A 23,283-nucleotide genomic window follows, 5' to 3' on the forward strand; every position below is an offset into this window, starting at 1 on the left:
ACGATGCCGGTGTTGGCCCTGGAAACGGACCTTATTCCGAGGAGAACCATGTCCGAGACCGTGACGCGTTCCGGCAAGACCCCCGTCGACTTCTGGTTCGACCCGCTGTGCCCCTGGGCCTGGATGACCTCGCGCTGGGTGCTGGAAGTGGAGAAGGTCCGGGACATCGAGGTCCGCTGGCACATCATGAGCCTCGCCGTGCTGAACGAGCCCAAGCTGGACGAGCTGCCCGCGGAGTACCGCGAGCTGCTGGAGACCAAGGCGTGGAAGCCGATCCGGGTGGTCACCGCGGCCTGGCAGAAGCACGGCTCCGACATCCTCGGCCCGCTCTACACCGCGCTCGGCACCCGTATCCACAACAACGGCGAGGGCCCGACCCTGGAGGCGATCGCCGGCGCCCTCGCGGACGTCGGTCTGCCCGCCGACCTGATCGACTACGCCGAGCAGGAGGACTTCGAGTTCGACGCGGAGCTGCGCGCCTCCCACAAGGAGGGCATCGACAAGGTCGGTCAGGACGTCGGCACCCCGGTCATCGCGGTCCCGGGCGCGGACGGCGAGCAGATCGCCTTCTTCGGCCCGGTCGTCACCCCCGCCCCCAAGGGCGAGGAGGCGGCCCGCCTGTGGGACGGCACCCTCGCGGTCGCCTCCGTCCCCGGCTTCTACGAGATCAAGCGGACCCGCACCAAGGGCCCCGACTTCAGCAACCTGTAGGACCCGGCGGCCGCGGGCCGCGACGGATCCGGACGGGCGGGCCCCCGCGAGTCACCTGCTCGCGGGGGCCCGCCCCTGTCCGGTTCCCGCGGTCACGCGGCCACCGTCGTGTAGTGCGAGGCGTCGCCCGCGAGCGAGCGGCTCTCCTCGCCCCCGGTGCCCACCGGCACGTCCCCGGCGAGTGTCACCCGGTGCAGCCGGCGCGGCAGGCCGTCGTAGTTGTCGACGGCGTAGTGCTGGGTGATCCGGTTGTCGAAGATCACCAGCTGGTTCGGCGACCAGCGGTGGCGCAGGACGTTCTCCGGGCGCGTGACGTACGCCTGGAGCAGGTCGAGGACCTTGCGGGACTCGGACGGCGACAGACCGGCGATCCGCTGCGCGAACCCGCCGATGAACAGGCCGCGCTCACCGGTCAGCGGGTGGACGCGGACCACCGGATGGAGCGTGCGGTAGGTGATCGAGGTGAACTGGGCGCGCTGCGCGGCCTGCTGCGCGTCGATCTCCTCGTCGGGCGCGGCGTAGTCGTAGTCGTTGGTGTGCTCCGCCCACAGCGAGTCCGCCAGGCGGCGCAGCGGCTCGGGGAGCTGCCGGTAGGCGGCGGCCGAGCTGGCGATCAGGGTCTCGCCGCCGTAGGGCGGGACGGTGACCGAGCGCAGGGTGGTGGCCTGCGGCGGGTTGAGGACGAAGGTGACGTCGGTGTGCCAGTGGTTGGCGGCCCGGCCGCGCTCGCTGTCGACCGGGAGGACGTTCGGGACGCCGGCGATCGAGGAGACCGTCGGATGGGCGGTGGTGACCTCGCCGAAGTGCCGGACGAACGCCTGCTGGGAGTCGTCGTCGAGGTGCACGTCGTCGAAGACGAGCGCCTTGTGCGCGCTGAGGGCCTCGCGGATCGCGGCCGCCGTCGCCGCGTCGAGGGGGCGGGAGATGTCGGCGCCGGAGACCCGGGCGCCGATGTTCGCGGTGATCTTGGTGATCTCCAGGGACATGACGGTTCCTTTCAGGCGAGGACAGGGCTGGTGGGGCTGGTGGTGTACCGGTTGGCGGGGCGTGGCAGGCCGTAGCGCTCGCGCAGCGTCCGGCGCGGGCCGTACTCCGTGCGCAGCAGGCCGCGGGCGCGCAGCAGCGGGACGACGTGGTCCACGAAGGCCTCCAGACCGGAGGGCAGGACCGGCGGCATGATGTTGAACCCGTCGGCGGCGCCCCCGGTGAACCAGGTCTCGATCGCGTCGGCGACCTGCTCGGGCGTCCCGGCGAAGGTCAGATGGCCGCGGCCGCCACCGAGCCGCCCGATCAGCCGCCGCACGGTGAGCCGCTCGCGGCGGGCCAGACCGACGACCAGGGTGTAACGGCTCTTGGCGCCCTCGACGGCGTCCTCGGACGGCAGACCGGCGGGCAGCTCCCGGTCCAGCTCCAGGGTTCCGGACGGCAGCTGGAGGAGCCGCTCCAGGTTGGCCACGCCGTGCCGGTGCACGATGTGGTCCTCCAGGAGCTGTTCGAGCGCCCGCGCCTCGGCCCGCGTCGACCCGATCACCGGGACGATGCCCGGCAGCACCTTGACGTGGCCGGGGTCCCGGCCGGCCGCCGCGGTACGGGCCTTCAGGTCGGTGTAGAAGGCGCGGGCGTCCTCGAAGGTCTGCTGCGCGGTGAACACCGCCTCGGCGTACCGGGCCGCGAACGCCTTCCCGTCCTCGCTGGAGCCCGCCTGCACCAGCAGCGGGTGACCCTGCGGGGAACGCGGCACGTTGAGGGCGCCCTCGACACGGAAGTACGGCCCCTCGTGCCGGGGCGGGTGGATCTTCGCGTCGTCGCCCCAGACGCCGGCCGCCTTGTCGGCGACGACCGCGTCGTCCTCCCAGCTGTCCCAGAGCTTCCGGGCCACGTCGAGGAAGTCGGCCGCCCGGGCGTACCGCTCGGCGTGCGCGGGCTCCGCGTCCAGACCGAAGTTGCGGGCCGCGTCCGCCCCGGCCGTGGTGACGATGTTCCAGCCGGCCCGGCCGCCGCTGACGATGTCGAGGGAGGCGAACCTGCGGGCCAGGTTGTAGGGGGAGTTGTAGGAGGTGGAGGCGGTGGCGATCAGTCCGACGTGCTCGGTGGCGGTGGCCAGCGCGGTGAGCAGGGTGAGCGGCTCCAGGGCGCCGGCCGGCCGCTGGGCGACACTGCCCCACAGGTGCGGTCCGTCGGCCAGGAAGAGCGAGTCGAAGGTGCCGCGCTCCGCGGTCCTGGCCAGCCGCACGTAGTGCGCGAGGTCGGTGTGCGCGTGCGGGTCGCTCTCCGGGAGGCGCCAGGAGGCCTCGTGGTGACCGGTGTTCATCAGGAAGGCGTTGAGGTGGAGCGGCGGGCGGGTCATGCGGGGTCCTCCGTGACGCCGAGGGCGGTGAGCAGCTGCTTCCGGTACACGTCCCGCGGGCGGTCGTGGTCCACGGTCAGGTCGAGGCCGATCCGGCCGTTCTCCAGGACCAGCACGCGGTCGGCGAGGACGATCGCCTCGTCGACGTCGTGGGTGACGAGCAGCACGGACGGGCGGTGCCGTCGCCACAGCTCGCGCAGGAGACGGTGCATCTTGATGCGGGTGAGGGCGTCCAGCGCGCCGAACGGTTCGTCGGCGAGGAGCAGTTCGGGCTCGCGGACCAGGGAGCGGGCGAGCGCGGCACGCTGCGCCTCGCCGCCGGACAGCTCGCCCGGCCAGGCCCGCTCCCGGCCGCCGAGGCCGACCTCCTGGAGCGCCGAACGGCCCCTGGCCAGGGCGTCCTTGCCGTCCAGGCCCAGTACCACGTTGTCCAGGACCCGCCGCCAGGGCAGCAGCCGGGAGTCCTGGAAGACCACCGACACCCGCTCGGGGGCGCTCAGTTCGCCGCTGCCGGTGACCCCGTGGTCGAGTCCGCCGACCGCCCGCAGCAGGGTGGACTTGCCCGAGCCGCTGTGCCCGAGCAGCGCCGTGAACTGACCGGCGGGCAGGTCGAGGCCGATGCCGTCGAGGACCGTACGGTCCCCGAACGACCGGGTCAGCCCCCGCAGCCGGACGGCCGGGCGGGTCAGCTGCTCAGTGTGCGGCGCCACGACAGCACCCTCCGTTCGATACGGCGGACCACGGTGTCGGAGACGAGGCCGAAGACGCCGTAGATCAGCAGACCGACGAGGATGATGTCGCTGCGGCCGTAGTTCTGGGCCTGGAACATCATGTAGCCGAGGCCGCTGGTGGCGTTGATCTGCTCCAGCACGACCAGTCCGAGCCAGGATCCGGTGACACCGAGCCGGAGTCCCACGAAGAATCCGGGCAGCGCCCCGGGGATCACGATCTCCCTGACGAACCGGAGCCTCGACAGGCCCAGCACCTCGGCGAGTTCGACGTAGCGGCTGTCGATGGCGGACAGCGCGGCATGCGTGTTCAGGTAGACCGGGATGTAGACGACGATCGCGATGACGGCGATCTTGAAGGTCTCGCCGATGCCCAGCCAGAGGATGAACAGCGGGATCAGACCGAGGGTCGGGACCGCCCGGTTGATCTGGACGGTCCCGTCGATCAGGGCCTCACCGGCGCGGCTGAGCCCGGCCGCCAGGGCCAGCAGCACCCCGGCGGTCAGCCCGATCACGAAACCGTAGCCGGCCCTCTCCACCGAGGTCAGGATGTCGGTGCGCAGCGTCCCGGTCGTCCACAGGCGGACGGCGGTGTCCAGGACGGTCCAGGGCGCCGGGATCGCGCCGGGGTCGAGCCGCCCGGCGGCGGACGCGGCCGCCCAGGCGGCCAGCAGGAGCAGGGGCCCGGCCAGGCGGGCGGCGGGCAGCCGGCGGCCGGGGGAGAGACGGCGGCGCGGGCGTACCCGGCCGCTCTCCCCGGCGGCGGGGACGAGGGTGGTGGCGGTGGCGGTCATTTCCGGTACTCCGCGGGTACGGCCCGCGCGGCGATGGACTCGAAGCGGCGGTCGAAGAGCGCGGAGACGTCGGTCTTCTTCACGAAGCCGCCCTCCGCCAGCAGATCGGCGGTCTCCTGCTCCCACTTCACCGCCTCGTCCCAGCTCGGCGGGAACAGCGGCTTGTTGGCGAGCGCGGTGACACCCCTGGCCTGGGCGGGGGTCAGGTTCTGGGTCTTCACGTAGAACTCCTCGTTCCAGGTGTCCGGGTTCTCCCACTGCCAGACCAGTCCCCTGGCCCACTGCGGGATGTACGCGGCGACCGCGGCCGCCCTGGCCCGGTCGTTCAGCACCTCCTGCGGCGCCCAGAGCAGGTTGAGCAGGTCGACGACGTCGGTGGCGATGGTGCGGGCTCCCTCGGCCCCGTACTGCTGGAGGTAGGCCGGCGCCTGGGTGTTGGCCAGCGGGGCCACGTCCACCTGTCCGGACTGCAGGGCGGTGAGGAACTGGTTGCTGGTCAGCGGCACCAGCCGCGCGTCGTCGTAGGCGAGCCCGGCCTCCTTCAACGCCCGCAGCAGTACGACCCCCTGGGCCTGCCCCTGCGAGAAGGCGAGCCTCTTCCCCCGGAAATCGGCGACCGTGCGGATTTCGCTGCCCGGCTTCGTGGCGAACAGGTAGTTGGGTTTGCGGGTGATGTCGATCGCCACGATCTTCGCGGCGAAACCCTGGAACTGCGCCTGGATCGGCGGAATTCCCGCGTTGTTCGCGAGGTCCAGCGACCTGGCGCGGAACGCGTTGATGACATCGGGACCGGCTCCGATGTTCAGCCAGCTCGACACCGTGAACGGCAGCGCGGGCAGTTTCGCCAGCCTGAACTGCAACTGCTGGGTGTTCAGATAGGAGGCGATCTTCAGGGTGGTGCCGGCCGGGACCCTGCGGGCGAGCGGGGCGGTGGCCGAGCCCGCCGTCTCGGCGGCGGCCGTGCCGCCCGCGCAGCCGCCGAGCCCGGCCACGGCCGCCGAGGCGCCGAGCAGCGAGGTGAGGAGGAACCGGCGGTCGACGCCGGAGGAGTAGGCAGAGGGCATGGGAGGACTCCCGTGAGAAAGCGGCCGAAAGGCGGCTGAAAAGTGATGGGAAGCGGCGTAAGGCAGCTCGAATTCCCGGCGAAGGAAAGCCGGAAGGGAGATCTCACGCGGTGGGAAATGCGCGCTCGGCGCGCTTCAAGACGTCAGCAACAGAGGGTGCGACAGGTCATGGGATCGATGTTCCTTGCCGTGGACGACGGCTGTCAACATTCCGAGTTTCTGAATTAAATAATCCGTGGTGACGCGTTCAGCGGGTCCCGGTACAGCACGTCGAGGACCACCGAGCCGCCCGCCACCGCCAGCACCCGGTCGCCGAAACTGGTCGGTGCGACCACCTCGGCCCGGCCGGGCCCGACCGCCTCGCGCAGCGCGGCCAGACAGTCCTCGCGGTACAGCACGCCCACCTCGGTGACCACCACGCTCTCCGGGTTGAGCACGTCCAGCAGCAGCCCCGCCGCCCGTCCGGTCAGCCGCGCCCGTTCCCGCAGCAGCTCCGCCGCCACCGGGTCACCGGCGCCGGCCGCCGCGAGGACGTCCATCGGATCGCCGCCGTCGACGACCCCGGCCGCGCGCGCCCGCCGTACCAGCGTCCGCTCGCCCAGCTCCGCCTGGAGACAGCCGGTGCGCCCGCAGTCGCACCGCTCGGTGCCGCCGGGCACCGGGAGATGGGCGATCGTGCCGGCCTGCGAGCGCGGGCCGTGGTGCACCTCGTCGCCGGTGGCGAAGGCCGCGTCGACCACGTTCCCGACGAACAGGTGCAGCAGGCTGTGACCGGCCCGGGCCCGCCCGAACAGGCGCTCCCCGTTGACCAGCGCCCGGGCGTGACCGTCCACGTGGACCGGCAGTCCGGTGTCCGCGCCGAGCAGTTCGCGCACCGGAACCTCGCGCCAGCCCAGCAGCGGGTGCTCGACGACGGTCCCGGAGTCCCGGTCCACCCAGCCGCCGACCGCGACCCCGACGCCCAGCGGCCGGCTGCCCGGTACCGCGTCGAGCAGCGCGGTCAGCGCGGCGGCGGCCCGCTCCAGCACCCCGCGCGGCTCGGTGTCCCGGTGCTTCAACTCCCGTCGCACGAGCACCCGGCCGCGCAGGTCGAGCAGGGCGACCGTGGTGTACGGCACGGCCACGTGCACCCCGCCGACCACGAACCGCGAGTCGTCCACGTCGACCGGGACGTGCGGCCGGCCCACCCCGCCGGCCCGGTGCGGCGCCCGTGCCTCCCGGATCAGGCCGAGTCGGGTGAAGCGGGCGCAGTAGTCGGTGACGGAGGCCGGGGAGAGCCCGGTGAGCCGGGCGATGGTGGAGCGGGCCACCGGTCCGTGCTCGAGGACCGACCGCAGGACCACGCTGGCGCTGGCCCGACGGCGGTCGCCGGGGGGAGAGATGAGCGGGGGTGCCGCGGTACGGGGCATGGGATCCGTCCTCGGGAACGGGGGCCGACACGTCTGGGCGGACGAGGCGCGCCGGGGCGGGTCCCCGCGGCGCGGCCTCAGGCCGGACGGCGACAGGTGGCAGCCCCTTGCCGTCGCAGGTCGACATAGCGACGCGACGTGAGGTTCCGGGACTGGGCGGCCATGGGCGAGAGCGTAGGCCGACAACCCGGAATCCCACCAGACCACTGGGATTCGCTTGGCAGAACTCCACAGACCCGTTCAACGCCGTTGACGTGACTGAAACATCTCTGCCTCAGTGATCGGCGTCACCCCGAATCGCGTGTAGCAGGCACTCTTTGTGGGGAGCCCACCAACTGTCCGTTCCGCCCTTTGTCGATCGCTGACGTGTTCGGCTCAGGCGGCCCGGGATAGCGTCACGGTGTCCCCTGCCCGTCCGCCCACCCTCACCCAGCGGAGTCCCCATGAGCACCGCCACCGCAGCCGCGTCGACCCGCACCGGCACCGTCCTCGCCGACCTCCTGCCCGTGTCCCGGGTGCGCGACGTCGCCCTCGTGGCCGGCGGCGCCGCGCTCACCGGCCTCGCCGCCCAGATCGCCGTCCCGGTGCCGGGTTCGCCGGTGCCGGTGACCGGCCAGACCTTCGCGGCCCTGCTCGTCGGCACCGCCCTCGGCGCCCGCCGCGGCCTGCTCTCCCTCACGCTGTACGCGCTGGCGGGCCTCGCGGGCGTGCCGTGGTTCGCGAGCGGCACCTCCGGTGTCTCCGTCTCCTTCGGCTACGTCCTCGGCATGATGCTCGCCTCCGCCGTCGTCGGGTCCCTGGCCCGGCGCGGCGCCGACCGCGACGTGCTGCGGATGGCGGGCACGATGCTGCTCGGCGAGGCGATCATCTACGCGATCGGCGTGCCGTACCTGGCCTACGCCGCCCACCTGTCCGCGTCCGCGGCGATCGCCGCCGGCCTCACCCCGTTCCTGATCGGCGACGTGGTGAAGGCGGCCCTGGCGATGGGCGCTCTGCCGGCCGCCTGGAAGCTCGCCGGCAGGAACTGACGGGACCGGAGCCGCGAAGGGGCCCGGGGCGCGCACGCGCCCCGGGCCCCTTCCCCGTTGCGTCCCGCTCAGTGCGCCCGGCGCCGCGACCACCACACGCCCGCCGCCCCGGCCGCCACGAGCGCCGCGCCGGCCGCGCCGAGCGGCAGTACGTCAGGTTCCGCGCCGGTCTTCGGCAACTGGTCGCCGCCCGGCCCCACCGGCTTGTTGTCGGTGCCGAGCAGCAGCGGGGTGGCCGGGGCGTTCGGCGACGGGTTCGTCGTCCCGAACGGCACCGGGCCCTGCTGCCAGAAGGTCTTCTTCCCGTCCGCGCTCTGCACGGGCAGGCAGATCTTCCCGGTCCTGCCCAGGTCGAACGTGGCCTCCACCGGGTACGACTTCGACCTGCCCGCGCCGAGCGCGCCGACCGGGCAACTGAAGGCGCTGTTCGAACCGGCCGGCAGATCCTTCGCCGCGACGGCGTCGCAGCCCCGCACGCCGGTGACCTTCAGGCCGTCGAAACCGACCACCAAAAGCCTGATGTCGGCACTTTCCTTGGTTCCTTCGTTCTTGACGGTGGCGGTGATCGCCGTTTTCCGCGAACTGTTGTCGACCGAGATCCTCGCGGGCAGCGTGGTCGTCGGTTTCACGCCCGCGGGAGCGGCCTCGACCGCCTTTCCCCCCTTGCCGCTCGCCGGTCCCTGGTCATCGGCGGCAGCCGCGGACGGGAGGATCATCACGGCCGAGAAAGATGCCGCGACCAGCGATCCCGTGACGACTGCCATACGACGAGAACTCATGTTCGTCCCCCTTGCAACCCCCTGGACCGCACCTGAATTCGCGGCCACTTGAAGAGGTACCACAAGATTTCTCCGCACTATGCTGGTACGGCCGTAAGTGTGACCATTGTGTGTCAGTAGAGGCGGTCGTTGAGGGGGTGCGACGAATTGCCGGGGAATTCAGGGAGTCCGGGGAATTCAGGGAGTCCGGGGAATTCAGGGAGTCCGGGGAATTCAGGGAGTCGGGAGAATTCAGGGAGTCCGGGGAATTCAGATGGTGCAGGGAATCCCGTTGGGCGAGGGGGTTCCGTGGGCGCGGGGCCGGGCGGTGCCCCGGGGCTGCTGGTGACCGGTCGCTACCGGCTGGCCGAGAGTATCGGCCAGGGGGGAATGGGGCGGGTGTGGCGGGCCGCCGACGAGACGCTCGACCGGCTGGTCGCCGTCAAGGAGATGCGGATAGACGGTCTCGACGCCGAGGACACCCGCACCCGCCGCGAACGCACCCTGCGCGAGGCCAGGGCCACCGCCAGGATCGACCACCCCAACGTCGTACGGGTCTACGACGTCGTCGACGAGGGCGAACGCCTGTGGATCGTCATGGAGCTGGTCAACGGCCGCTCCCTCGAGTGGATCATGGCGGAGGAGGGGGCGCTGAGTCCGCGCGCCGCCGCCCGGATCGGTCTCGGCCTGGTCGCGGCGCTGCGGCAGGTGCACGTCCAGGGAGTGCTGCACCGCGACATCAAACCCGGGAACGTACTCGTCGAGAGCACCGCCGGACGGGTGGTCCTCACCGACTTCGGCATCGCGGCGATCCAGGACGCCAAGGCGCTCACCATGGCGGGCATGCTCGTCGGCTCGCCCGACTACATGGCACCCGAGCGGGTCTCCGGGCGCCCCCAGGGCCCGCCGTCCGACGTCTGGTCGCTCGGCGCGACCCTGTGCGCGGCCCTCGGCGGCCACTCGCCCTTCGCCCGCGGCACGACCCTGGCCACCCTGCACGCGGTCCTCTACGAGGAGCCCGAACTCCCGGCCGCGGCGGGCCCGTTGTCCGAGCTGCTGGCAGCGCTGCTGGCGAAGGAGCCGGCCGCGCGCCCCGGCCTCGCGGAGGTCGAGGAGACCCTGCGGCCGGTGGCGTACCCGCCCCGGACCCCGACGGTGACGTACCAGGCCCCGCCTCCGGAGGAGCCTCCGGCTCCGACGTACGTGGACCTGACGAAGCCGGGTGTTCCGGAACCCGAGGACGAACGCCCGCGGCCGCGGCCGACGCAGGTACGGACATCCCCACCGACGAGTGCCTCGACGGAGACGGCGACGGAACGCTCCGAGACCGGCTCGGAGAGTCCGCCCGGCAGTCCGGCGGGCCCGACCCTGCCGACACGCCCCGGGACGGGCCTCGCGTCACGACACCCCGAGCCGAAGCGCCCCGGCAGGGGCGCGGGGAACGGCGCGACGAGCCACCACGAACCCGCGGCGCCCCGCCGCCGCAGCGCCCCCGGACCCACGACCGTCCTTGCCGTACTGGGAACCGCGGCCGTGGCCACCGCCCTCGCCGTGCTGCTCACCACGACGGGCGGCGGCGACAGGGCGGCAGGTACCGCCACGACCGCCACGCCCACCACGTCGGCGCCCACCACATCGGCGCCCACCGTGGAGGGCACCGTCCGTCCCCGCTCCCTCCCGCCCGGCGCCCACGAGGAGGCCGGCGGCTTCGCCTGGGTGACCCCGAAGGGCTGGCGCAGGGACGTGAAGACCGGCGCCGAGGTGCACTACACCTCGCCCGACGGCGGCCAGGAACTCGTCGCCAAGTCGTCGCTGGCCCGCGGCGACCTCATGGACAGCTGGAGTGCCTCAGAACGCAGCGCCCACCAGGGCCGGGACTACAGCAAGATCCGGCTGGCGGAGACGGAGTTCCGCGGCCATCCGGCGGTGGTCTGGGAGTACACCTTCACCCTCAAGGGCGTCCGCTGGCACGCGCGGCTGCTGGGCTTCGACGCCGACGGGAAGTCGTACCAGATCAACACCTGGTACCAGCCGGCGGTCGAAGCCCAGGCCGTGCGGACCTACGAGCAGGTGAAGGAGGACTTCACCCTGCTGTGAGCGGCGGACGGCTCAGCCGACGGACACCCGGTCGGCGGGCTCACCGGCCTCCGCGACGGCCGCGGCCGCACGGTTGCCCGCGAGCTTCTGCTTCACCAGCGCGACGGCGATCACGAGCGCCGCGACGAGCAGCGACAGCAGCACGGTCGTACGGCCGCTGCTCTCGCCCTCCGTGTCGGTCAGCATGTAACCGAGGACGAACACGATCAGACCGGCCGTCGCCCAGGTCAGGTACGGGTACAGCCACATCTTCACGACGAGCTTCTCCGGCGCCTCGGCCTGGATGATCTTCCGCATGCGCAGCTGCGAGAAGCAGATGACCAGCCAGACGAACAGGGCGACCGCGCCGGAGGAGTTGACGAGGAAGAGGAAGACCGAGTCCGGGAACCGGTAGTTGAAGAAGACGGCCACGAAGCCGAAGACGACGGACGCGACGATCGCGGCCATCGGCACACCGCGGGAGGTGGTCCGGGCGAACGCCTTCGGCGCGTCGCCGCGCCGGCCGAGCGAGAACGCCATCCGGGAGGCCGTGTACAGGCCGGAGTTGAGACAGGACAGCACCGAGGTCAGCACGATGAAGTTCATGATCTCGCCGGCGTGCGCGATGCCGAGGGAGTCGAGGGCGGCGACGTACGAGCCCTTCTCCTTGATCGACGGATCGTTCCACGGCAGCAGCGCGATGACGATGAGGATCGAGCCGAGGTAGAAGACGCCGATCCGCCAGATGATGCTGTTGGTCGACTTGGTGACCGCGCGCTGCGGGTTCTCGGACTCGCCGGCCGCCAGCGTGGCGATCTCGCTGCCCATGAAGGAGAAGACGACCAGCAGGACGCCGGTGAGGATGGCGCCGGGCCCGTTGGGCAGGAATCCGCCGTGGTCGGTGAGGTTGGCGAAGCTCGCCTTGTCCGTGTGGACGCCGGGCAGCACACCGAAGACCGCCAGCAGTCCGACGACGATGAACGCGCCGATCGCGACGACCTTGATCCCGGCGAACCAGAACTCGAACTCTCCGTAGGAGCCGACCGAGACCAGGTTGGTGGCGGTCAGCACCACCATCACGATGAGCGCCCAGCCCCACTGGGGCACGGCCGGGATCCAGCCCTCCAGGATCTTGGCGCCGGCGGTCGCCTCGACCGCCAGCACCACGACCCAGAAGAACCAGTACAGCCAGCCGATGGAGAAACCGGCCCAGCGGCCGAGCGCGCGGTCGGCGTGCGCGGAGAACGAACCGGAGGTCGGATTGGCGGCGGACATCTCGCCGAGCATCCGCATCACGAGGACGACGAGCGTGCCGACGAGTGCGTACGACAGGAGGATGCCGGGTCCCGCGGTGGCGATACCCGAGCTGGAACCGACGAAGAGACCGGCGCCGATGACACCGCCGATGGCGATCATCGACAGGTGGCGGTTCTTGAGTCCTGCGTGCAGACCGTTGCCGTCGCCGGGATCACCGGCCGGGGGCGGGGCAGTCGTGGTCGGCTGCGAAGTCATGGGGGAATTCCTTTGCGCCGTGAATGGGGGGTCCCGTACGAGCGGCGTACGAGTTGGTCCAGTGAAACGGAGGCGAAGGAATTCCTGAACCTTTGAATCCAGATCGTTACTTGAGGTTTTCCTGAGGTTCTGTAGGGTTACTCACACTTCCCGGGGGTGTGGCCCCCGTACTGCCGCGGATCAACGGCCGTGTCACACTCGTGCCATGCGCGTGTATCTCGGCTCCGACCATGCGGGCTTCGAACTCAAGAACCACCTCGTCGAGTGGCTGAAGGCGGCGGGCCACGACCCCGTCGACTGCGGCCCCCACATCTACGACGCCCAGGACGACTACCCGCCCTTCTGCCTCCGCGCGGCCGAGCGGACGGCGGCGGACCCCGAGTCCCTCGGCATCGTGATCGGCGGCTCCGGCAACGGTGAGCAGATCGCCGCGAACAAGGTGAAGGGCGTGCGCGCGGCGCTCGCCTGGAGCGAGGAGACCGCCTCGCTCGGCCGGCAGCACAACGACGCGAACGTCGTCGCGGTCGGGGCGCGGATGCACACGCAGGAGGAGGCGACGAAGTTCGTCGAGACCTTCCTGAACACGCCGTTCTCGCAGGGCGAGCGGCACATCCGGCGCATCGAGATGCTCAGCGAGTACGAGACCACGGGCACCCTCCCGCCGATCCCGGCCCACCACCCGCAGCCGTAGGGCGCCCGCCCGCCCGGCTCGGCGGGCCGAGAAGCGGCGCCGGGCACTGGCGGGCCGGAGCCGGACGGCACACGCACACGCACACGGCGCAGGCAGGCGACGGCGCCACCCGCCGGCCGCGGACCGGGGACCGCTCGCGCGGGTCACTCCCGGCCCTCGGCCGGAGGCGACCCCGGCGCCCGGCGAGGGGCGCCGCAGGAAAGGAAGGGCTTCGTGCCGGAAGGGCACACGATCCACCGGCTCGCGCTGGACTACCGACGGCTCACCGGGCCGGTGCGGGCCAGCAGCCCGCAGGGCAAGTTCTCCGACGCCGCCCAACTCATCGACGGCGCCCCCCTCGTCCGTACCGAGGCGCACGGCAAGCACCTCTTCCTGGGCTTCCGCGACGGCGACTGGGTCCACATCCACCTCGGGCTGTTCGGCAAGGTCACCTTCGGCGACGCCCCCGCGCCCCCGGCCACCGACACCGTCCGGCTCCGCCTCGCCGACACCACCGCCTACGTCGACCTGCGCGGCCCCACCACCTGCGCCCTGATCACCGACGCGGAGAAGGACGCCGTCCACGCCCGGCTCGGCCCCGATCCGCTCCGCGCCGACGCCGACCCGGACGCCGCGTACCGAAAGATCTCCCGCAGCCGTACGACCGTCGCCGCGCTCCTGATGGACCAGAAGGTCGTCGCGGGCGTCGGCAACGTCTACCGCGCCGAAGTGCTGTTCCGGCACGGCATCGACCCCTACCGCGAGGGCCGGGGGATCACCACGGCCGAGTGGGACGCCGTGTGGGCCGATCTCGTCGGGCTCATGCGCGAGGGCGTCCGCAACAACCGGATCGACACCGTCCGGCCCGAGCACACCCCGCAGGCGATGGGCCGCCCGCCGCGCGTGGACGACCACGGCGGCGAGGTGTACGTCTACCGCCGGGCCACCCTGCCCTGCCACGTCTGCGGGACGCAGATCGCGACCGCGGGCCTGGCCGCCCGCAACCTCTTCTGGTGCCCCCGCTGCCAGAGCCGCTGAGCAGGCCCCGGGGGCCGATCCGCCGGGGACCGGGGGGCGGACCTCAGAAGCCGTGCGGCAGCCACGGCAGCGCCGCCGAGCCGAACGCCGTCGACGCCTCCGCCAGCGCGCCCGGCCGCAGCTCCCGCACCCGGCCGGCCCGCGCCAGCGACCGCAGCGGGACACCGCCGAGGTACGCGGCCGCCAGCTCCCGCACGGACAGGGCGAGTTCGGCCGGGTCCGTCGTACGCTCGCAGGACGCGCCCTTGGCGTCGCCGGTCAGCCGCCAACGCCCCGTGTTCCACGGGCAGAAGGCGTCGTCCACGTCCAGCACCACGTCCACCGGCGCCTGGTAGGTCCGCGCCGCGAGCGCCCCGCCGACGTCGACGAGACGCAGGTATCCCATGTCCCGCACCCGTGTCAGACACCGCCGGATGTCGGAGACCAGGTACTGCCAGGCGTCGTCGACCGGCCGCCCCCGCATGGTCAGCTTCGACATCAGGTCGATGCCGAACAGGAACCGCCACAGCGCCGCGTCGCTCGCCGGGTCCAGCGCGGCCAGGGACTCCAGCGTCACCGTGCCGTCGTGCCCGCTCGGCGACCAGCCGAGCTTGGTACGGAACCGGGCGTACCCGGTGACCCGCCCGTCCCGCTCGGCGACCACGCACTGCAGCGCCGACGCCCCGCCCCGGTCGCTCTCCGGGTCCACCAGGGCCGCCCGCTCCCAGCCGGGCTGCCGGGCCAGCATCCCGGGCCGCGACGGCACCAGCTCCGTGTACACGGCCTCGCACGCGTCGAGCACGTCGGCGGGCGCGGCGTACCGCAGCCGCACGTCGTCGGTGCCGGCCGGCACGGCCAGCGTCACCCGGCTCGTGTCGATCTCGGCCTGCAACTGCTGGACGGCCAGGTCGTACCCGAAGCGGCCGTAGATCGCCGGCTCGGAGGCGGTCAGCGCGGCCAGCACCTCGCCCCGCTCCCGCACGTCGTCGAGCTGGCGGCGCATCATCGCGGTCAGCACCCCGCGCCGCCGGTGCGTCGCGGACACGCTCACCATGGTGACGCCCGCCACGGGCAGTACGGCGCCGCCCGGCACGGTCATCCGGAAACTGAACGCCCCGCCCGTCCCGACCAGGTCGGTCCCGTCCCAGACGGCGAGCGAACGCTCGAACTCGGTGAGGGAGCGGTCCAGTTCACGCTCCTCGGACGACGTCGAACCGCCGCCGAAGGCCCGGATCAGGTGGTCCCACCACCCGTCGAACTCCTCGGCACGCAGCACCTTCAGCTCGGTCGTACGGTCGCTCGCCATGCGCCATGCGTACCAGGGGCGATGCGGTACGGGCCAGCGAATTTCTCCCGGACGGCGACGCGGGGGCCTCCGGTGAAGTTCACTGTGAAGTCGCACCCGAAGGCGAACCCCGGACGGGGGACAAGTGGGACCTCCCGTGCCGAGCGGCCGGTCCGATGGATAGGGTCCCGAACTGATGGCAGTAGACGGAGAGCGGCGCGGGAAGGCCGAGACCTTCACGGCCCGGTGCAGGATGCAGTGGCACCGGGTCCGCGTCGGGCTGCGCAGAAGCGCCGTGGACTACTTCCGCGGCGACGGCTCGGACTGGATCGCGCTCGCCGGCCTCCTGCTCACCGTCCCCGTACTGGCGGCCATGACCCTCGCCAACTCGGTGTGGTTCTCGCCGGCCTCCCTGGTCCTGCCGATCGTCGCGGGCGGCCTGCTGCTGCGCCCGGCGAGCCTGCTCGGCCTGTACGCGGCGGGGGCCACGGCACTGATCGTGGAGTCGGTCCGGCTCGGCCCCTACACCGAGGGCCCCTCCCGGGTCACCCCGGGCGTGGTGCTGGTCGTGGCGGCCTGCGGTTTCTTCGGCCTCCTGACCGCCCAGTTCCGCAGCCGGGTCGGCGTGCCCTGGCGACGCGGCGGCACCATGCTCTTCGACCTGCGCGAACGCATCCGGGTGCAGAGCAAGCTGCCCAAGCTGCCGCCGGGCTGGCACCGCGAGATGGCGCTGCGGCCGGCCGGCGGACAGTCCTTCTCCGGCGACTTCGTGGTCGCCGCCCGCACGAACAACGGCCGCACCATGGAGGTCGTCCTCACCGACGTCTCCGGCAAGGGCATGGACGCGGCCTCCCGCGCCCTGCTGCTGTCCGGCGCGTTCGGCGGCCTCCTCGGCTCCCTGCCCCCGCACGCCTTCCTCACCGCCGCCAACGGATACCTCCTGCGCCAGGACTGGGACGAGGGCTTCGCCACCTCGATCCACCTGGTCCTCGACCTGGACTCCGGCGACTACGAGCTCTACTCCGCCGGCCACCCGCCGGGCCTCCAGCTCAGCGCGGGCAGCGGCCGCTGGGAGGAGAAGGCCGCGGAAGGGCCCCTGCTGGGCGTCTACGACGGCGCGCAGTTCGACTCGGTCAAGGGCTCGCTGCGCCCCGGCGACGTGCTGATGCTCTTCACGGACGGCCTGGTGGAGACGTCGGACCGGGACATCGTGGAGGGCATCGACCGGCTGACGGGGGAGGCCGACCGCTATGTCGCCGGCGGCTTCCACGGGGCGGCCTGGCACCTGATCGAGGCGGTCGCGAAGGACGTCAACGACGACAGGGCGCTGCTGCTGATCTGCCGCGAGGCGGCGAGGTAGAAGGCCGGTAGTACCGGATCGGCGGCCGATACGCGGCCGCTGCGCGGTGCCTCGTGGTGTCCGGCTGAGGTCCCGTGTCCGGCCGCACGCCGGTGGGGGCTCGTCGCGCAGTTCCCCGCGCCCCTTAAGGGTGCTGCTCCGGAAACCTGTGACGGGTGTCGCTCCCGAAGCCTGTGACGGGTGCTGCTCCCGGCGTTCCCGGAAGGCGCTGTTCCCCAGGAGGCGCGGTCGGGAGCGGGGGTCCGCCGCGGGCGCCGGTGAGCGGCACGCTCCGCACCCGCTACGCGATACTCGCACCATGACCCGGACCCCGCTGCCCCTCCCCGAAGTCGAGGAGCTCGCCCGAGCCGCGCACGCCGCGCAGACCGACAAGGCCGGGCGGCCCTACGCCGAGCATCTCGCCGCCGTCGCCGAAGGTGTCCGCGCCCGCGGCGGTGACCCCGACCAGATCGCCGCCGCCTGGCTGCACGACGCCGTCGAGGATGACGTCCTCACGGAGGACCGGCTGGCCGCGGCGCCCCTGAGCGCCCGCACCCGGGCCATCGTCCTCGCCGTCACCAGGCGCCCGGGCGAGCCCCCCGAGGACTACGCCCGCCGCATCCTCGACACCCCGGGCGCCCTCCTGGTCAAACAGGCCGACCTCGCGCACAACGCCGACCCCGGCCGGCTCGCCGTACTCGACGAGGACACCCGGAAACGGCTGACCGAGAAGTACGCGCGGATGCGCGCCCTCCTCGGTCTCCCCGCGTAGGCGGAACCGCGCGGGCGGAATCAGACCTTGGCCATCTCCCGGCCTTCGCGGTCCTCCCGGCCCTCGGCGCTCTGCCGTCCGCGCGCCAGTTCGGCCGCGTCCTGCCGGAACGCCCAGGCCATCCTCGGCTCCATGGCGAACCGGAACACCCGCCGGACGGGCGCCGAGCACAGCAGTGTGACGGTGGCACCCGCGACCGCGGTGACGAGGATCTCGCCGAGCGGGCCGTGCAGCCACCGGGGGTCGAACCAGCCCGCGTGGTCGGCGTACTTCACGACGAAACCGTGCAGCAGGTAGCCGTACAGCGTGCCCGCGCCCATGGCCGTGAACCACATCCGGCGTCCCGGTACCCAGGACAGGAAGCCGGCCGTCAGCAGCATCGAGCAGCCGAACATCGCGAGCACCATCACCGGCCCGCACCACCACGGCACACCCAGCTCCTGCGCGGAGTCCCGGTGGTAGAACCACGCGGTGTTCATCCGCGGCACCGACCACCAGGAGAACACCAGCGCGAAGGCGAACACCGGCACCGCGGCGATCCGCACCGGCCACCGGCGCACCAGTCGGAAGTGCTCGGGCCGCAGGCACAGACCGAGCACGAAGTACGGCAGGAACTGCAGGACCCGCTGCAGGTCCAGGTCGTCACCGATGCTGGGGGACACGGACGCCAGCATCGCGATGACGAAGGCGACCGGCAGCGGATGGCGGACCGCCCGCCAGATCGGCGTGGTCAGCCGCCAGACGAACAGCGCGCACAGGAACCAGGTCAGGTACCAGGGGTCGAGCAGGCTGATGTCCTGACCGGGGGAGTCGTTGACGTACCGCTCGAACAGCGAGTAGCCGGTCTCGAACAGGACGTACGGCACCACGACGCCGGTGATCAGGCGCTTCAGCCGGTCCGGACGCGTGTCGAAGTTCCGGGAGAAGTAGCCGGAGATGACGATGAACGCCGGCATGTGGAAGGCGTAGACGACGCAGTACACCGCCTCCAGGACGCGGCTGTCGCCCTTCAGCGGCTCCCAGGAGTGCCCCATCGCGACGAGCACGATCGCCAGGTACTTCGCGTTGTCGAAGAACGCGTCGCGCTGTCTGTCCGCCGGCGGCCGGGCCGGGGGACGCGGTGCGGGGTTCTGGCCGGGGGACGTGGCGGCGGCAAACATCTGAGGCACCCTAGCGTCGCCTGTGGGATTTCGTAAAACCCTCGACGTGAATGCCTGATATCCGCGGTGACTGCCTGTGAACCGCCGGTTCATTTAGCCGGGTCGACTCCTGTGCTCATGCGGTTTCATGGGCCATTTACACCCTTGATGTCCGTATTCATACCGACGAATTGGGGCATAACGCCAGCTTGTGACCTCGTCTTGTGGTGCCTGTGTCAATAATTCGAATTGGCTGCGCGCGCGTTGTGTGGACACCGAAACCAAGTCTGCCAATTGCCCTGGATCCACGGCCGCTTGGAGATTCGAATTACCGTGCGGCCGGGGGCCGGTGGGCGGTGAGTTGTCGACGTTGTGTCACGGGCCGCATAGTGCGGCCGGGTTGGTGGCACGATGGTTCTGGCGGGGGTGCGGGGCAGTACCCCCGGGCCGGGAGAGCGGAACCGACCGAGGGCGTGATCAGTTGTGGCCATTTCACTGTCTGTGGTGCTGCTGTTGGCGATCATCCTGGTAGTGCTGATCAGAGGGGGGAGCATCAAGGCAGGCCCCGCGATCGTCGCCGTCCTGTTCGGCTTCTTCCTCGCGTCGACGGGGATGGCCCCCTCCATCCAGCGCTTCCTCGACTCGATAGCCCAGACCATCAACTCGATCAGCTTCTGACCGCGCTCCCATGGCGCGCGGGCGTGCGCGGGCGCGTGCCCGTGGCGTGCGAGGGCGACCGCGCTACGAAAACCCGGGACGTGGTTCCGCCGCGCCCCGCGACGCCTCCGCTCCGCGCGGGTGACCGGCATGTCCGGCCCGCCGTGCCCGGACGCACCGAAGGCCCGGGCGAGCGGGTCGGAACCTCTCACCTGGGCCTTCGGCATGTGGAGCGGGCGACGGGAATCGAACCCGCGTAGTCAGTTTGGAAGACTGGAGCTCTACCATTGAGCTACGCCCGCACACCGTGCGCCGCAGGTCCGTGACCGCGGCACAGGACGCATCGTAGCGGGTCGCCCGCCGCGGTGGCCAACGTGTTGGTCCGCGCGGACGTGGCGCCGACGCGGGTGAACAAAGCGGCCGACGCGGGCGGCCCGGGCATGTACCCTACGTGTCGCACGGAAACGGGGTGTGGCGCAGCTTGGTAGCGCGTCCGCTTTGGGAGCGGAAGGCCGTGGGTTCAAATCCCGCCACCCCGACCATCGACGACGGCGTCCGTCCTGATCGCCCTTTTGGGGCGCTGAGCGGCTGCGGTTACTATGCAAGCTGCGCGCCCGTGTGTCCCGGCCCGCCTCACGGCGGCCTACGAACTCCTCCGGGCGGCGAAACTCCGCCGGGCCCCTCTGGCGCCGGCAGAACCCAAGCAGTCAGCCACAAGGAGACCGAACCGTGAAGAGCGCCGTGGAGACCCTGAACCCGACCCGGGTTCGGCTCACTGTCGAGGTGCCCTTCGAGGAGCTCAAGGACAGCCTCGACGCGGCGTACAAGAAGATCAACCAGCAGGTCACGGTGAAGGGCTTCCGCAAGGGCAAGATCCCGGCCCGCGTCATCGACCAGCGGTTCGGCCGCGGGGCGGTGCTGGAGGAGGCCGTCAACGACGCGCTTCCGAAGTTCTACACCGAGGCGGTCAACGAGGCCGAGCTCAACCCGCTGGGCCAGCCCGAGGTCGACATCACCGAGCTGAAGGACGGCGAGACGCTGAACTTCACCGCCGAGGTCGACATCCGCCCCGCCCTGGAGATCCCGGACTACTCCGGCATCGAGGTCGAGGTCGACGCCGTCGAGGTGACCGACGAGGACATCGAGAAGTCGGTGGAGCAGCTCCGTGAGCGCTTCGCCTCCACCTCCCCGGTCGAGCGGGCCGCCGAGGACGGCGACGTCGTCACCATCGACCTGGAGGCCAAGGTCGACGGCGAGGTGCTGGAGGACGGCATCGCCGGCGGTGTCTCGTACACCATCGGCTCCGGCGAGCTGCTCGACGGCATCGACGACGCCGTGAAGGGCCTGGAGGCCGGTGGCGAGGCCACCTTCACCTCCGAGCTCAAGGGCGGCTCCGCGGCCGGCCGCGAGGCCGAGGTCACCGTCAAGGTCACCCAGGTCGCCGCCCGCGAACTCCCCGAGCTGGACGACGAGTTCGCGCAGCTCGCCTCGGAGTTCGACACCCTGGACGAGCTGAAGGCCGACAGCCGCAAGCGGCTCGCCGACATGAAGACGTACGACCAGGCCACGCAGGCCCAGGAGCGCGTCCTCGAGAAGCTCCTGGAGCTCGTCGAGGTGCCCGTCCCCGAGAAGCTGCTCGAGGACGAGATCAACACCCGCAAGCACAACCTGGAGCACCACCAGCTCGGCCAGATGGGTCTCGACCTGGAGAAGTACCTCGAGATCCAGGGCAAGACCGCCGAGGAGTTCGAGGCCGAGACCAAGGAAGCCGCGGTCAAGGGCATCAAGACCCAGTTCGTCCTCGACGAGCTGGTCAAGGTCGAGAAGCTGAACGTCAACCAGGAGGAGCTCACCGAGCACCTCATGCGGCGTGCGGCCTCCTCCGGCATGTCCCCCGACCAGTTCGCCCAGGCCGTCGTCGAGGGCGGCCAGGTCCCGCTCCTGGTCGGCGAGGTCGCCCGCGGCAAGGCCCTGGCCGTCGTGGTCGAGGCCGCCACGGTGAAGGACACCAACGGCGAGGTCGTCGACCTGGACGACGAGGAGGAGACGGAGGCCCCCGAGGCCGCCGCCGAGTCCGCGGACGCCGCCGCCGAGGAGAAGACCGAGGGCTGAGCCCGCGGCGCCTCCAGCAGACGCAGAAGGGGCTCCTGGGCACTGTCCCGGGGGCCCCTTCGGCATAGGGCTCGGGTGTCAGCGCCCCGTAAGGGGCGCGGGGAACTGCGCGAGCGACCACGACGCACCCGTACGCGCCCGCGCACCCGTACCACCACGGCGAGTAGCCGTCGGCCACCGCCGAAGGCGACTACGCCCCCGGCGAACAGCCCTCTTACCGGGATTCCCCGAAGGGACCATCGCGTTAGGGTCCATGAGTACGAGGGCAGCCAAGCCCCCGGCTAGGCAAACGTGAGACGGCCCGGCGCCGTCGTAAGACGAGCAGGTGGATACGTGACGAATCTGATGCCCTCCGCCGCCGGCGAGACTTCCTTCGGTGGTGGCCTCGGCGACCAGGTCTACAACCGGCTGCTCGGCGAGCGGATCATCTTCCTCGGCCAGCAGGTCGACGACGACATCGCCAACAAGATCACCGCGCAGTTGCTGCTGCTGGCGGCCGACCCCGGCAAGGACATCTACCTCTACATCAACAGCCCCGGCGGCTCGGTGACGGCCGGCATGGCGATCTACGACACCATGCAGTACATCCCGAACGACGTGGTGACCATCGCGATGGGCATGGCGGCCTCGATGGGCCAGTTCCTGCTCACCGGCGGCGCCGCGGGCAAGCGCTTCGCGCTGCCGCACGCCGACATCATGATGCACCAGGGTTCCGCCGGCCTCGGCGGTACGGTCTCGGACATCAAGATCCAGGCCGAGTACCTGCTGCGCACCAAGAAGCGCATGTCCGAGCTGACCGCGCAGCACTCCGGCCAGACCGTCGAGGCGATCGTCCGCGACGGCGACCGCGACCGCTGGTTCACCCCGGAAGAGGCCAAGGAGTACGGTCTCATCGACGAGATCATCACGCATGCCTCCGGTGTTCCGGGAGGCGGCGGCACCGGCGCCTGAGACCAGGCCCGGCCACGCCACGCTCCGCCGAGACTCCAGCCCCCCGAACGCCACCAGGACGGTGAACACCCTCATGAGCAACATTCCCGGCGCCGCTGACGCCCGCTACGACGGGCCCCGGCCCGACGCCCGCTACGTCATCCCGCGCTTCGTCGAGCGCACCTCCCAGGGCATCCGCGAGTACGACCCGTACGCGAAGCTCTTCGAGGAGCGCGTGATCTTCCTCGGCGTCCAGATCGACGACGCCTCCGCCAACGACGTCATGGCGCAGCTGCTGTGCCTGGAGTCGATGGACCCCGACCGGGACATCTCGATCTACATCAACAGCCCGGGCGGCGACATGACCGCCCTCACGGCGATCTACGACACGATGCAGTTCGTCAAGCCCGACATCCAGACGGTCTGCATGGGCCAGGCGGCCTCCGCCGCGGCGATCCTGCTGGCCGCCGGCACCCCCGGCAAGCGCATGGCGCTGCCGAACTCCCGGGTGCTGATCCACCAGCCCGCCGGTTCCACCGGCCGCGGCCAGCTCTCCGACCTGGAGATCATCGCCAAGGAGTTCACGCGGATGCGTGACCAGCTGGAGACCATGCTGGCCAAGCACTCCAACAAGCCGATCGAACAGGTCCGCGAGGACATCGAGCGGGACAAGATCCTCACGGCCGAGGAAGCGCTCGACTACGGCATCGTGGACCAGATCATCTCCACCCGGAAGATGAACAACGCTGACGTCCGCTGACAGAGAATGTAGTCTCTGCCGCCCTTGGCCCGGTTCGACTGCGGGCTCGGCAAGGTGCACGTCAAAGTGAACCGTGCCAAGGGGGGCCCGTACGGGGGTCCCGGCAAGGTACCGTCGACATAAGGCAGCACCAGGAGCCGCTGGATTCGGAAGAGTCCAGGCGTCTCCCAGGCGA

The 23,283-nt window shown here is 71.3% G+C and carries 21 protein-coding genes and 2 tRNA genes; 12 read left to right on the top strand and 11 right to left on the bottom strand.

Annotation, left to right across the window (positions count from 1 at the left end; all coding sequences use genetic code 11):
• Nucleotides 1-48: 48 nt before the first annotated feature.
• Nucleotides 49-711, top strand: a complete 663-nt coding sequence (locus tag ACFY3I_RS20015) for a DsbA family protein (protein WP_365288906.1) — start codon at nucleotides 49-51, stop codon at nucleotides 709-711.
• 92 nt (nucleotides 712-803) lie between these two features.
• On the opposite strand, the gene ACFY3I_RS20020 is transcribed toward ACFY3I_RS20015, so the two are convergent.
• The 6 genes from ACFY3I_RS20020 to ACFY3I_RS20045 all read right to left on the bottom strand — a co-directional run bounded on the left by ACFY3I_RS20020 (nucleotide 804) and on the right by ACFY3I_RS20045 (nucleotide 7,053).
• Nucleotides 804-1,697: a TauD/TfdA family dioxygenase gene (locus ACFY3I_RS20020; RefSeq protein WP_365288905.1), complete on the bottom strand. Its 894-nt coding sequence runs from the start codon at nucleotides 1,695-1,697 to the stop codon at nucleotides 804-806.
• A gap of 11 nt (nucleotides 1,698-1,708) precedes the next feature.
• Nucleotides 1,709-3,058 (bottom strand): LLM class flavin-dependent oxidoreductase, encoded by a 1,350-nt coding sequence (locus tag ACFY3I_RS20025; RefSeq protein ID WP_390861746.1) that lies wholly within the window; start codon nucleotides 3,056-3,058, stop codon nucleotides 1,709-1,711.
• Nucleotides 3,055-3,768, bottom strand: a complete 714-nt coding sequence (locus tag ACFY3I_RS20030) for an ABC transporter ATP-binding protein (RefSeq protein WP_365288903.1) — start codon at nucleotides 3,766-3,768, stop codon at nucleotides 3,055-3,057. The genes ACFY3I_RS20025 and ACFY3I_RS20030 overlap by 4 nt, the downstream gene beginning before the upstream one ends.
• A complete protein-coding gene (locus ACFY3I_RS20035; RefSeq protein ID WP_390861747.1) occupies nucleotides 3,744-4,580 on the bottom strand; it encodes an ABC transporter permease in 837 nt (278 codons plus the stop codon). Before ACFY3I_RS20035 ends, ACFY3I_RS20030 begins: the two co-directional genes overlap by 25 nt.
• A complete protein-coding gene (locus ACFY3I_RS20040; RefSeq protein WP_390861748.1) occupies nucleotides 4,577-5,644 on the bottom strand; it encodes an ABC transporter substrate-binding protein in 1,068 nt (355 codons plus the stop codon). The genes ACFY3I_RS20035 and ACFY3I_RS20040 overlap by 4 nt, the downstream gene beginning before the upstream one ends.
• A 224-nt stretch (nucleotides 5,645-5,868) precedes the next feature.
• Nucleotides 5,869-7,053: an ROK family protein gene (locus tag ACFY3I_RS20045; RefSeq protein ID WP_390861749.1), complete on the bottom strand. Its 1,185-nt coding sequence runs from the start codon at nucleotides 7,051-7,053 to the stop codon at nucleotides 5,869-5,871.
• 443 nt (nucleotides 7,054-7,496) lie between these two features.
• On the opposite strand from ACFY3I_RS20045, the gene ACFY3I_RS20050 reads away from it, so the two are divergent.
• Nucleotides 7,497-8,081 carry a biotin transporter BioY gene (locus ACFY3I_RS20050; protein ID WP_390861750.1) on the top strand — a complete coding sequence of 195 codons (585 nt, stop codon included), beginning with the start codon at nucleotides 7,497-7,499 and terminating at the stop codon, nucleotides 8,079-8,081.
• 68 nt (nucleotides 8,082-8,149) lie between these two features.
• On the opposite strand, the gene ACFY3I_RS20055 is transcribed toward ACFY3I_RS20050, so the two are convergent.
• Nucleotides 8,150-8,845: an LPXTG cell wall anchor domain-containing protein gene (locus ACFY3I_RS20055; protein WP_390861751.1), complete on the bottom strand. Its 696-nt coding sequence runs from the start codon at nucleotides 8,843-8,845 to the stop codon at nucleotides 8,150-8,152.
• Between the two features lie 384 nt (nucleotides 8,846-9,229).
• On the opposite strand from ACFY3I_RS20055, the gene ACFY3I_RS20060 reads away from it, so the two are divergent.
• Nucleotides 9,230-10,936, top strand: coding sequence for a protein kinase (locus tag ACFY3I_RS20060; protein WP_390861789.1), 1,707 nt, complete (start codon nucleotides 9,230-9,232; stop codon nucleotides 10,934-10,936).
• Between the two features lie 12 nt (nucleotides 10,937-10,948).
• Here the strand turns inward: ACFY3I_RS20060 and ACFY3I_RS20065 are convergent, their stop codons facing one another.
• Nucleotides 10,949-12,427 carry an amino acid permease gene (locus ACFY3I_RS20065; RefSeq protein WP_390861752.1) on the bottom strand — a complete coding sequence of 493 codons (1,479 nt, stop codon included), beginning with the start codon at nucleotides 12,425-12,427 and terminating at the stop codon, nucleotides 10,949-10,951.
• Nucleotides 12,428-12,632: 205 nt separating this feature from the next.
• On the opposite strand from ACFY3I_RS20065, the gene ACFY3I_RS20070 reads away from it, so the two are divergent.
• Both ACFY3I_RS20070 and ACFY3I_RS20075 read left to right on the top strand, forming a co-directional pair.
• Nucleotides 12,633-13,118, top strand: a complete 486-nt coding sequence (locus ACFY3I_RS20070; protein ID WP_365288896.1) for a ribose-5-phosphate isomerase — start codon at nucleotides 12,633-12,635, stop codon at nucleotides 13,116-13,118.
• Between the two features lie 213 nt (nucleotides 13,119-13,331).
• A complete protein-coding gene (locus ACFY3I_RS20075; protein ID WP_390861753.1) occupies nucleotides 13,332-14,135 on the top strand; it encodes an Fpg/Nei family DNA glycosylase in 804 nt (267 codons plus the stop codon).
• Nucleotides 14,136-14,178: 43 nt separating this feature from the next.
• On the opposite strand, the gene ACFY3I_RS20080 is transcribed toward ACFY3I_RS20075, so the two are convergent.
• On the bottom strand, nucleotides 14,179-15,420 hold the full coding sequence (locus tag ACFY3I_RS20080; protein ID WP_390861754.1) for a GNAT family N-acetyltransferase: 1,242 nt from the start codon (nucleotides 15,418-15,420) through the stop codon (nucleotides 14,179-14,181).
• A 175-nt stretch (nucleotides 15,421-15,595) separates the two neighbouring features.
• Here ACFY3I_RS20080 and ACFY3I_RS20085 point away from each other — a divergent pair, with 175 nt between their 5' ends.
• Nucleotides 15,596-16,759, top strand: coding sequence for a PP2C family protein-serine/threonine phosphatase (locus tag ACFY3I_RS20085; RefSeq protein ID WP_365288893.1), 1,164 nt, complete (start codon nucleotides 15,596-15,598; stop codon nucleotides 16,757-16,759).
• Nucleotides 16,760-17,057: 298 nt separating this feature from the next.
• On the top strand, nucleotides 17,058-17,510 hold the full coding sequence (locus ACFY3I_RS20090; protein ID WP_390861756.1) for an HD domain-containing protein: 453 nt from the start codon (nucleotides 17,058-17,060) through the stop codon (nucleotides 17,508-17,510).
• Nucleotides 17,511-17,530: 20 nt separating this feature from the next.
• Here ACFY3I_RS20090 and ACFY3I_RS20095 read toward each other — a convergent pair whose 3' ends face one another.
• Complete coding sequence (locus ACFY3I_RS20095) at nucleotides 17,531-18,670, bottom strand: acyltransferase family protein (RefSeq protein ID WP_390861757.1); 1,140 nt, start codon at nucleotides 18,668-18,670, stop codon at nucleotides 17,531-17,533.
• Between the two features lie 462 nt (nucleotides 18,671-19,132).
• On the opposite strand from ACFY3I_RS20095, the gene ACFY3I_RS20100 reads away from it, so the two are divergent.
• Nucleotides 19,133-19,327 carry a hypothetical protein gene (locus ACFY3I_RS20100; protein ID WP_054231893.1) on the top strand — a complete coding sequence of 65 codons (195 nt, stop codon included), beginning with the start codon at nucleotides 19,133-19,135 and terminating at the stop codon, nucleotides 19,325-19,327.
• Between the two features lie 207 nt (nucleotides 19,328-19,534).
• On the opposite strand, the gene ACFY3I_RS20105 is transcribed toward ACFY3I_RS20100, so the two are convergent.
• Nucleotides 19,535-19,608 (bottom strand) — tRNA-Gly (locus ACFY3I_RS20105).
• A 163-nt stretch (nucleotides 19,609-19,771) separates the two neighbouring features.
• Here ACFY3I_RS20105 and ACFY3I_RS20110 point away from each other — a divergent pair.
• The 4 genes from ACFY3I_RS20110 to ACFY3I_RS20125 all read left to right on the top strand — a co-directional run bounded on the left by ACFY3I_RS20110 (nucleotide 19,772) and on the right by ACFY3I_RS20125 (nucleotide 23,108).
• Nucleotides 19,772-19,848 (top strand) — tRNA-Pro (locus ACFY3I_RS20110).
• Between the two features lie 187 nt (nucleotides 19,849-20,035).
• On the top strand, nucleotides 20,036-21,418 hold the full coding sequence (gene tig / locus ACFY3I_RS20115) for a trigger factor (RefSeq protein ID WP_390861758.1): 1,383 nt from the start codon (nucleotides 20,036-20,038) through the stop codon (nucleotides 21,416-21,418).
• Between the two features lie 345 nt (nucleotides 21,419-21,763).
• Complete coding sequence (locus ACFY3I_RS20120) at nucleotides 21,764-22,369, top strand: ATP-dependent Clp protease proteolytic subunit (RefSeq protein ID WP_365288955.1); 606 nt, start codon at nucleotides 21,764-21,766, stop codon at nucleotides 22,367-22,369.
• 73 nt (nucleotides 22,370-22,442) lie between these two features.
• Complete coding sequence (locus tag ACFY3I_RS20125; RefSeq protein ID WP_390861759.1) at nucleotides 22,443-23,108, top strand: ATP-dependent Clp protease proteolytic subunit; 666 nt, start codon at nucleotides 22,443-22,445, stop codon at nucleotides 23,106-23,108.
• Nucleotides 23,109-23,283: the final 175 nt, after the last annotated feature.

Origin of the sequence: Streptomyces sp. NPDC001068 (assembly GCF_042897315.1) — a bacterium.
Classification (GTDB): domain Bacteria; phylum Actinomycetota; class Actinomycetes; order Streptomycetales; family Streptomycetaceae; genus Streptomyces.

Bases quoted from the DNA above. Each gene is read 5' to 3' on its own strand.
- ACFY3I_RS20015 (WP_365288906.1), top strand. From the start codon at position 49: ATGTCCGAGACCGTGACGCGTTCCGGCAAGACCCCCGTCGACTTCTGG.
- ACFY3I_RS20020 (WP_365288905.1), bottom strand. From the start codon at position 1,697: ATGTCCCTGGAGATCACCAAGATCACCGCGAACATCGGCGCCCGGGTC.
- ACFY3I_RS20025 (WP_390861746.1), bottom strand. From the start codon at position 3,058: ATGACCCGCCCGCCGCTCCACCTCAACGCCTTCCTGATGAACACCGGT.
- ACFY3I_RS20035 (WP_390861747.1), bottom strand. From the start codon at position 4,580: ATGACCGCCACCGCCACCACCCTCGTCCCCGCCGCCGGGGAGAGCGGC.
- ACFY3I_RS20040 (WP_390861748.1), bottom strand. From the start codon at position 5,644: ATGCCCTCTGCCTACTCCTCCGGCGTCGACCGCCGGTTCCTCCTCACC.
- ACFY3I_RS20045 (WP_390861749.1), bottom strand. From the start codon at position 7,053: ATGCCCCGTACCGCGGCACCCCCGCTCATCTCTCCCCCCGGCGACCGC.
- ACFY3I_RS20050 (WP_390861750.1), top strand. From the start codon at position 7,497: ATGAGCACCGCCACCGCAGCCGCGTCGACCCGCACCGGCACCGTCCTC.
- ACFY3I_RS20055 (WP_390861751.1), bottom strand. From the start codon at position 8,845: ATGGCAGTCGTCACGGGATCGCTGGTCGCGGCATCTTTCTCGGCCGTG.
- ACFY3I_RS20060 (WP_390861789.1), top strand. From the start codon at position 9,230: ATGGGGCGGGTGTGGCGGGCCGCCGACGAGACGCTCGACCGGCTGGTC.
- ACFY3I_RS20065 (WP_390861752.1), bottom strand. From the start codon at position 12,427: ATGACTTCGCAGCCGACCACGACTGCCCCGCCCCCGGCCGGTGATCCC.
- ACFY3I_RS20070 (WP_365288896.1), top strand. From the start codon at position 12,633: ATGCGCGTGTATCTCGGCTCCGACCATGCGGGCTTCGAACTCAAGAAC.
- ACFY3I_RS20080 (WP_390861754.1), bottom strand. From the start codon at position 15,420: ATGGCGAGCGACCGTACGACCGAGCTGAAGGTGCTGCGTGCCGAGGAG.
- ACFY3I_RS20085 (WP_365288893.1), top strand. From the start codon at position 15,596: ATGGCAGTAGACGGAGAGCGGCGCGGGAAGGCCGAGACCTTCACGGCC.
- ACFY3I_RS20090 (WP_390861756.1), top strand. From the start codon at position 17,058: ATGACCCGGACCCCGCTGCCCCTCCCCGAAGTCGAGGAGCTCGCCCGA.
- ACFY3I_RS20095 (WP_390861757.1), bottom strand. From the start codon at position 18,670: ATGTTTGCCGCCGCCACGTCCCCCGGCCAGAACCCCGCACCGCGTCCC.
- ACFY3I_RS20120 (WP_365288955.1), top strand. From the start codon at position 21,764: ATGCCCTCCGCCGCCGGCGAGACTTCCTTCGGTGGTGGCCTCGGCGAC.
- ACFY3I_RS20125 (WP_390861759.1), top strand. From the start codon at position 22,443: ATGAGCAACATTCCCGGCGCCGCTGACGCCCGCTACGACGGGCCCCGG.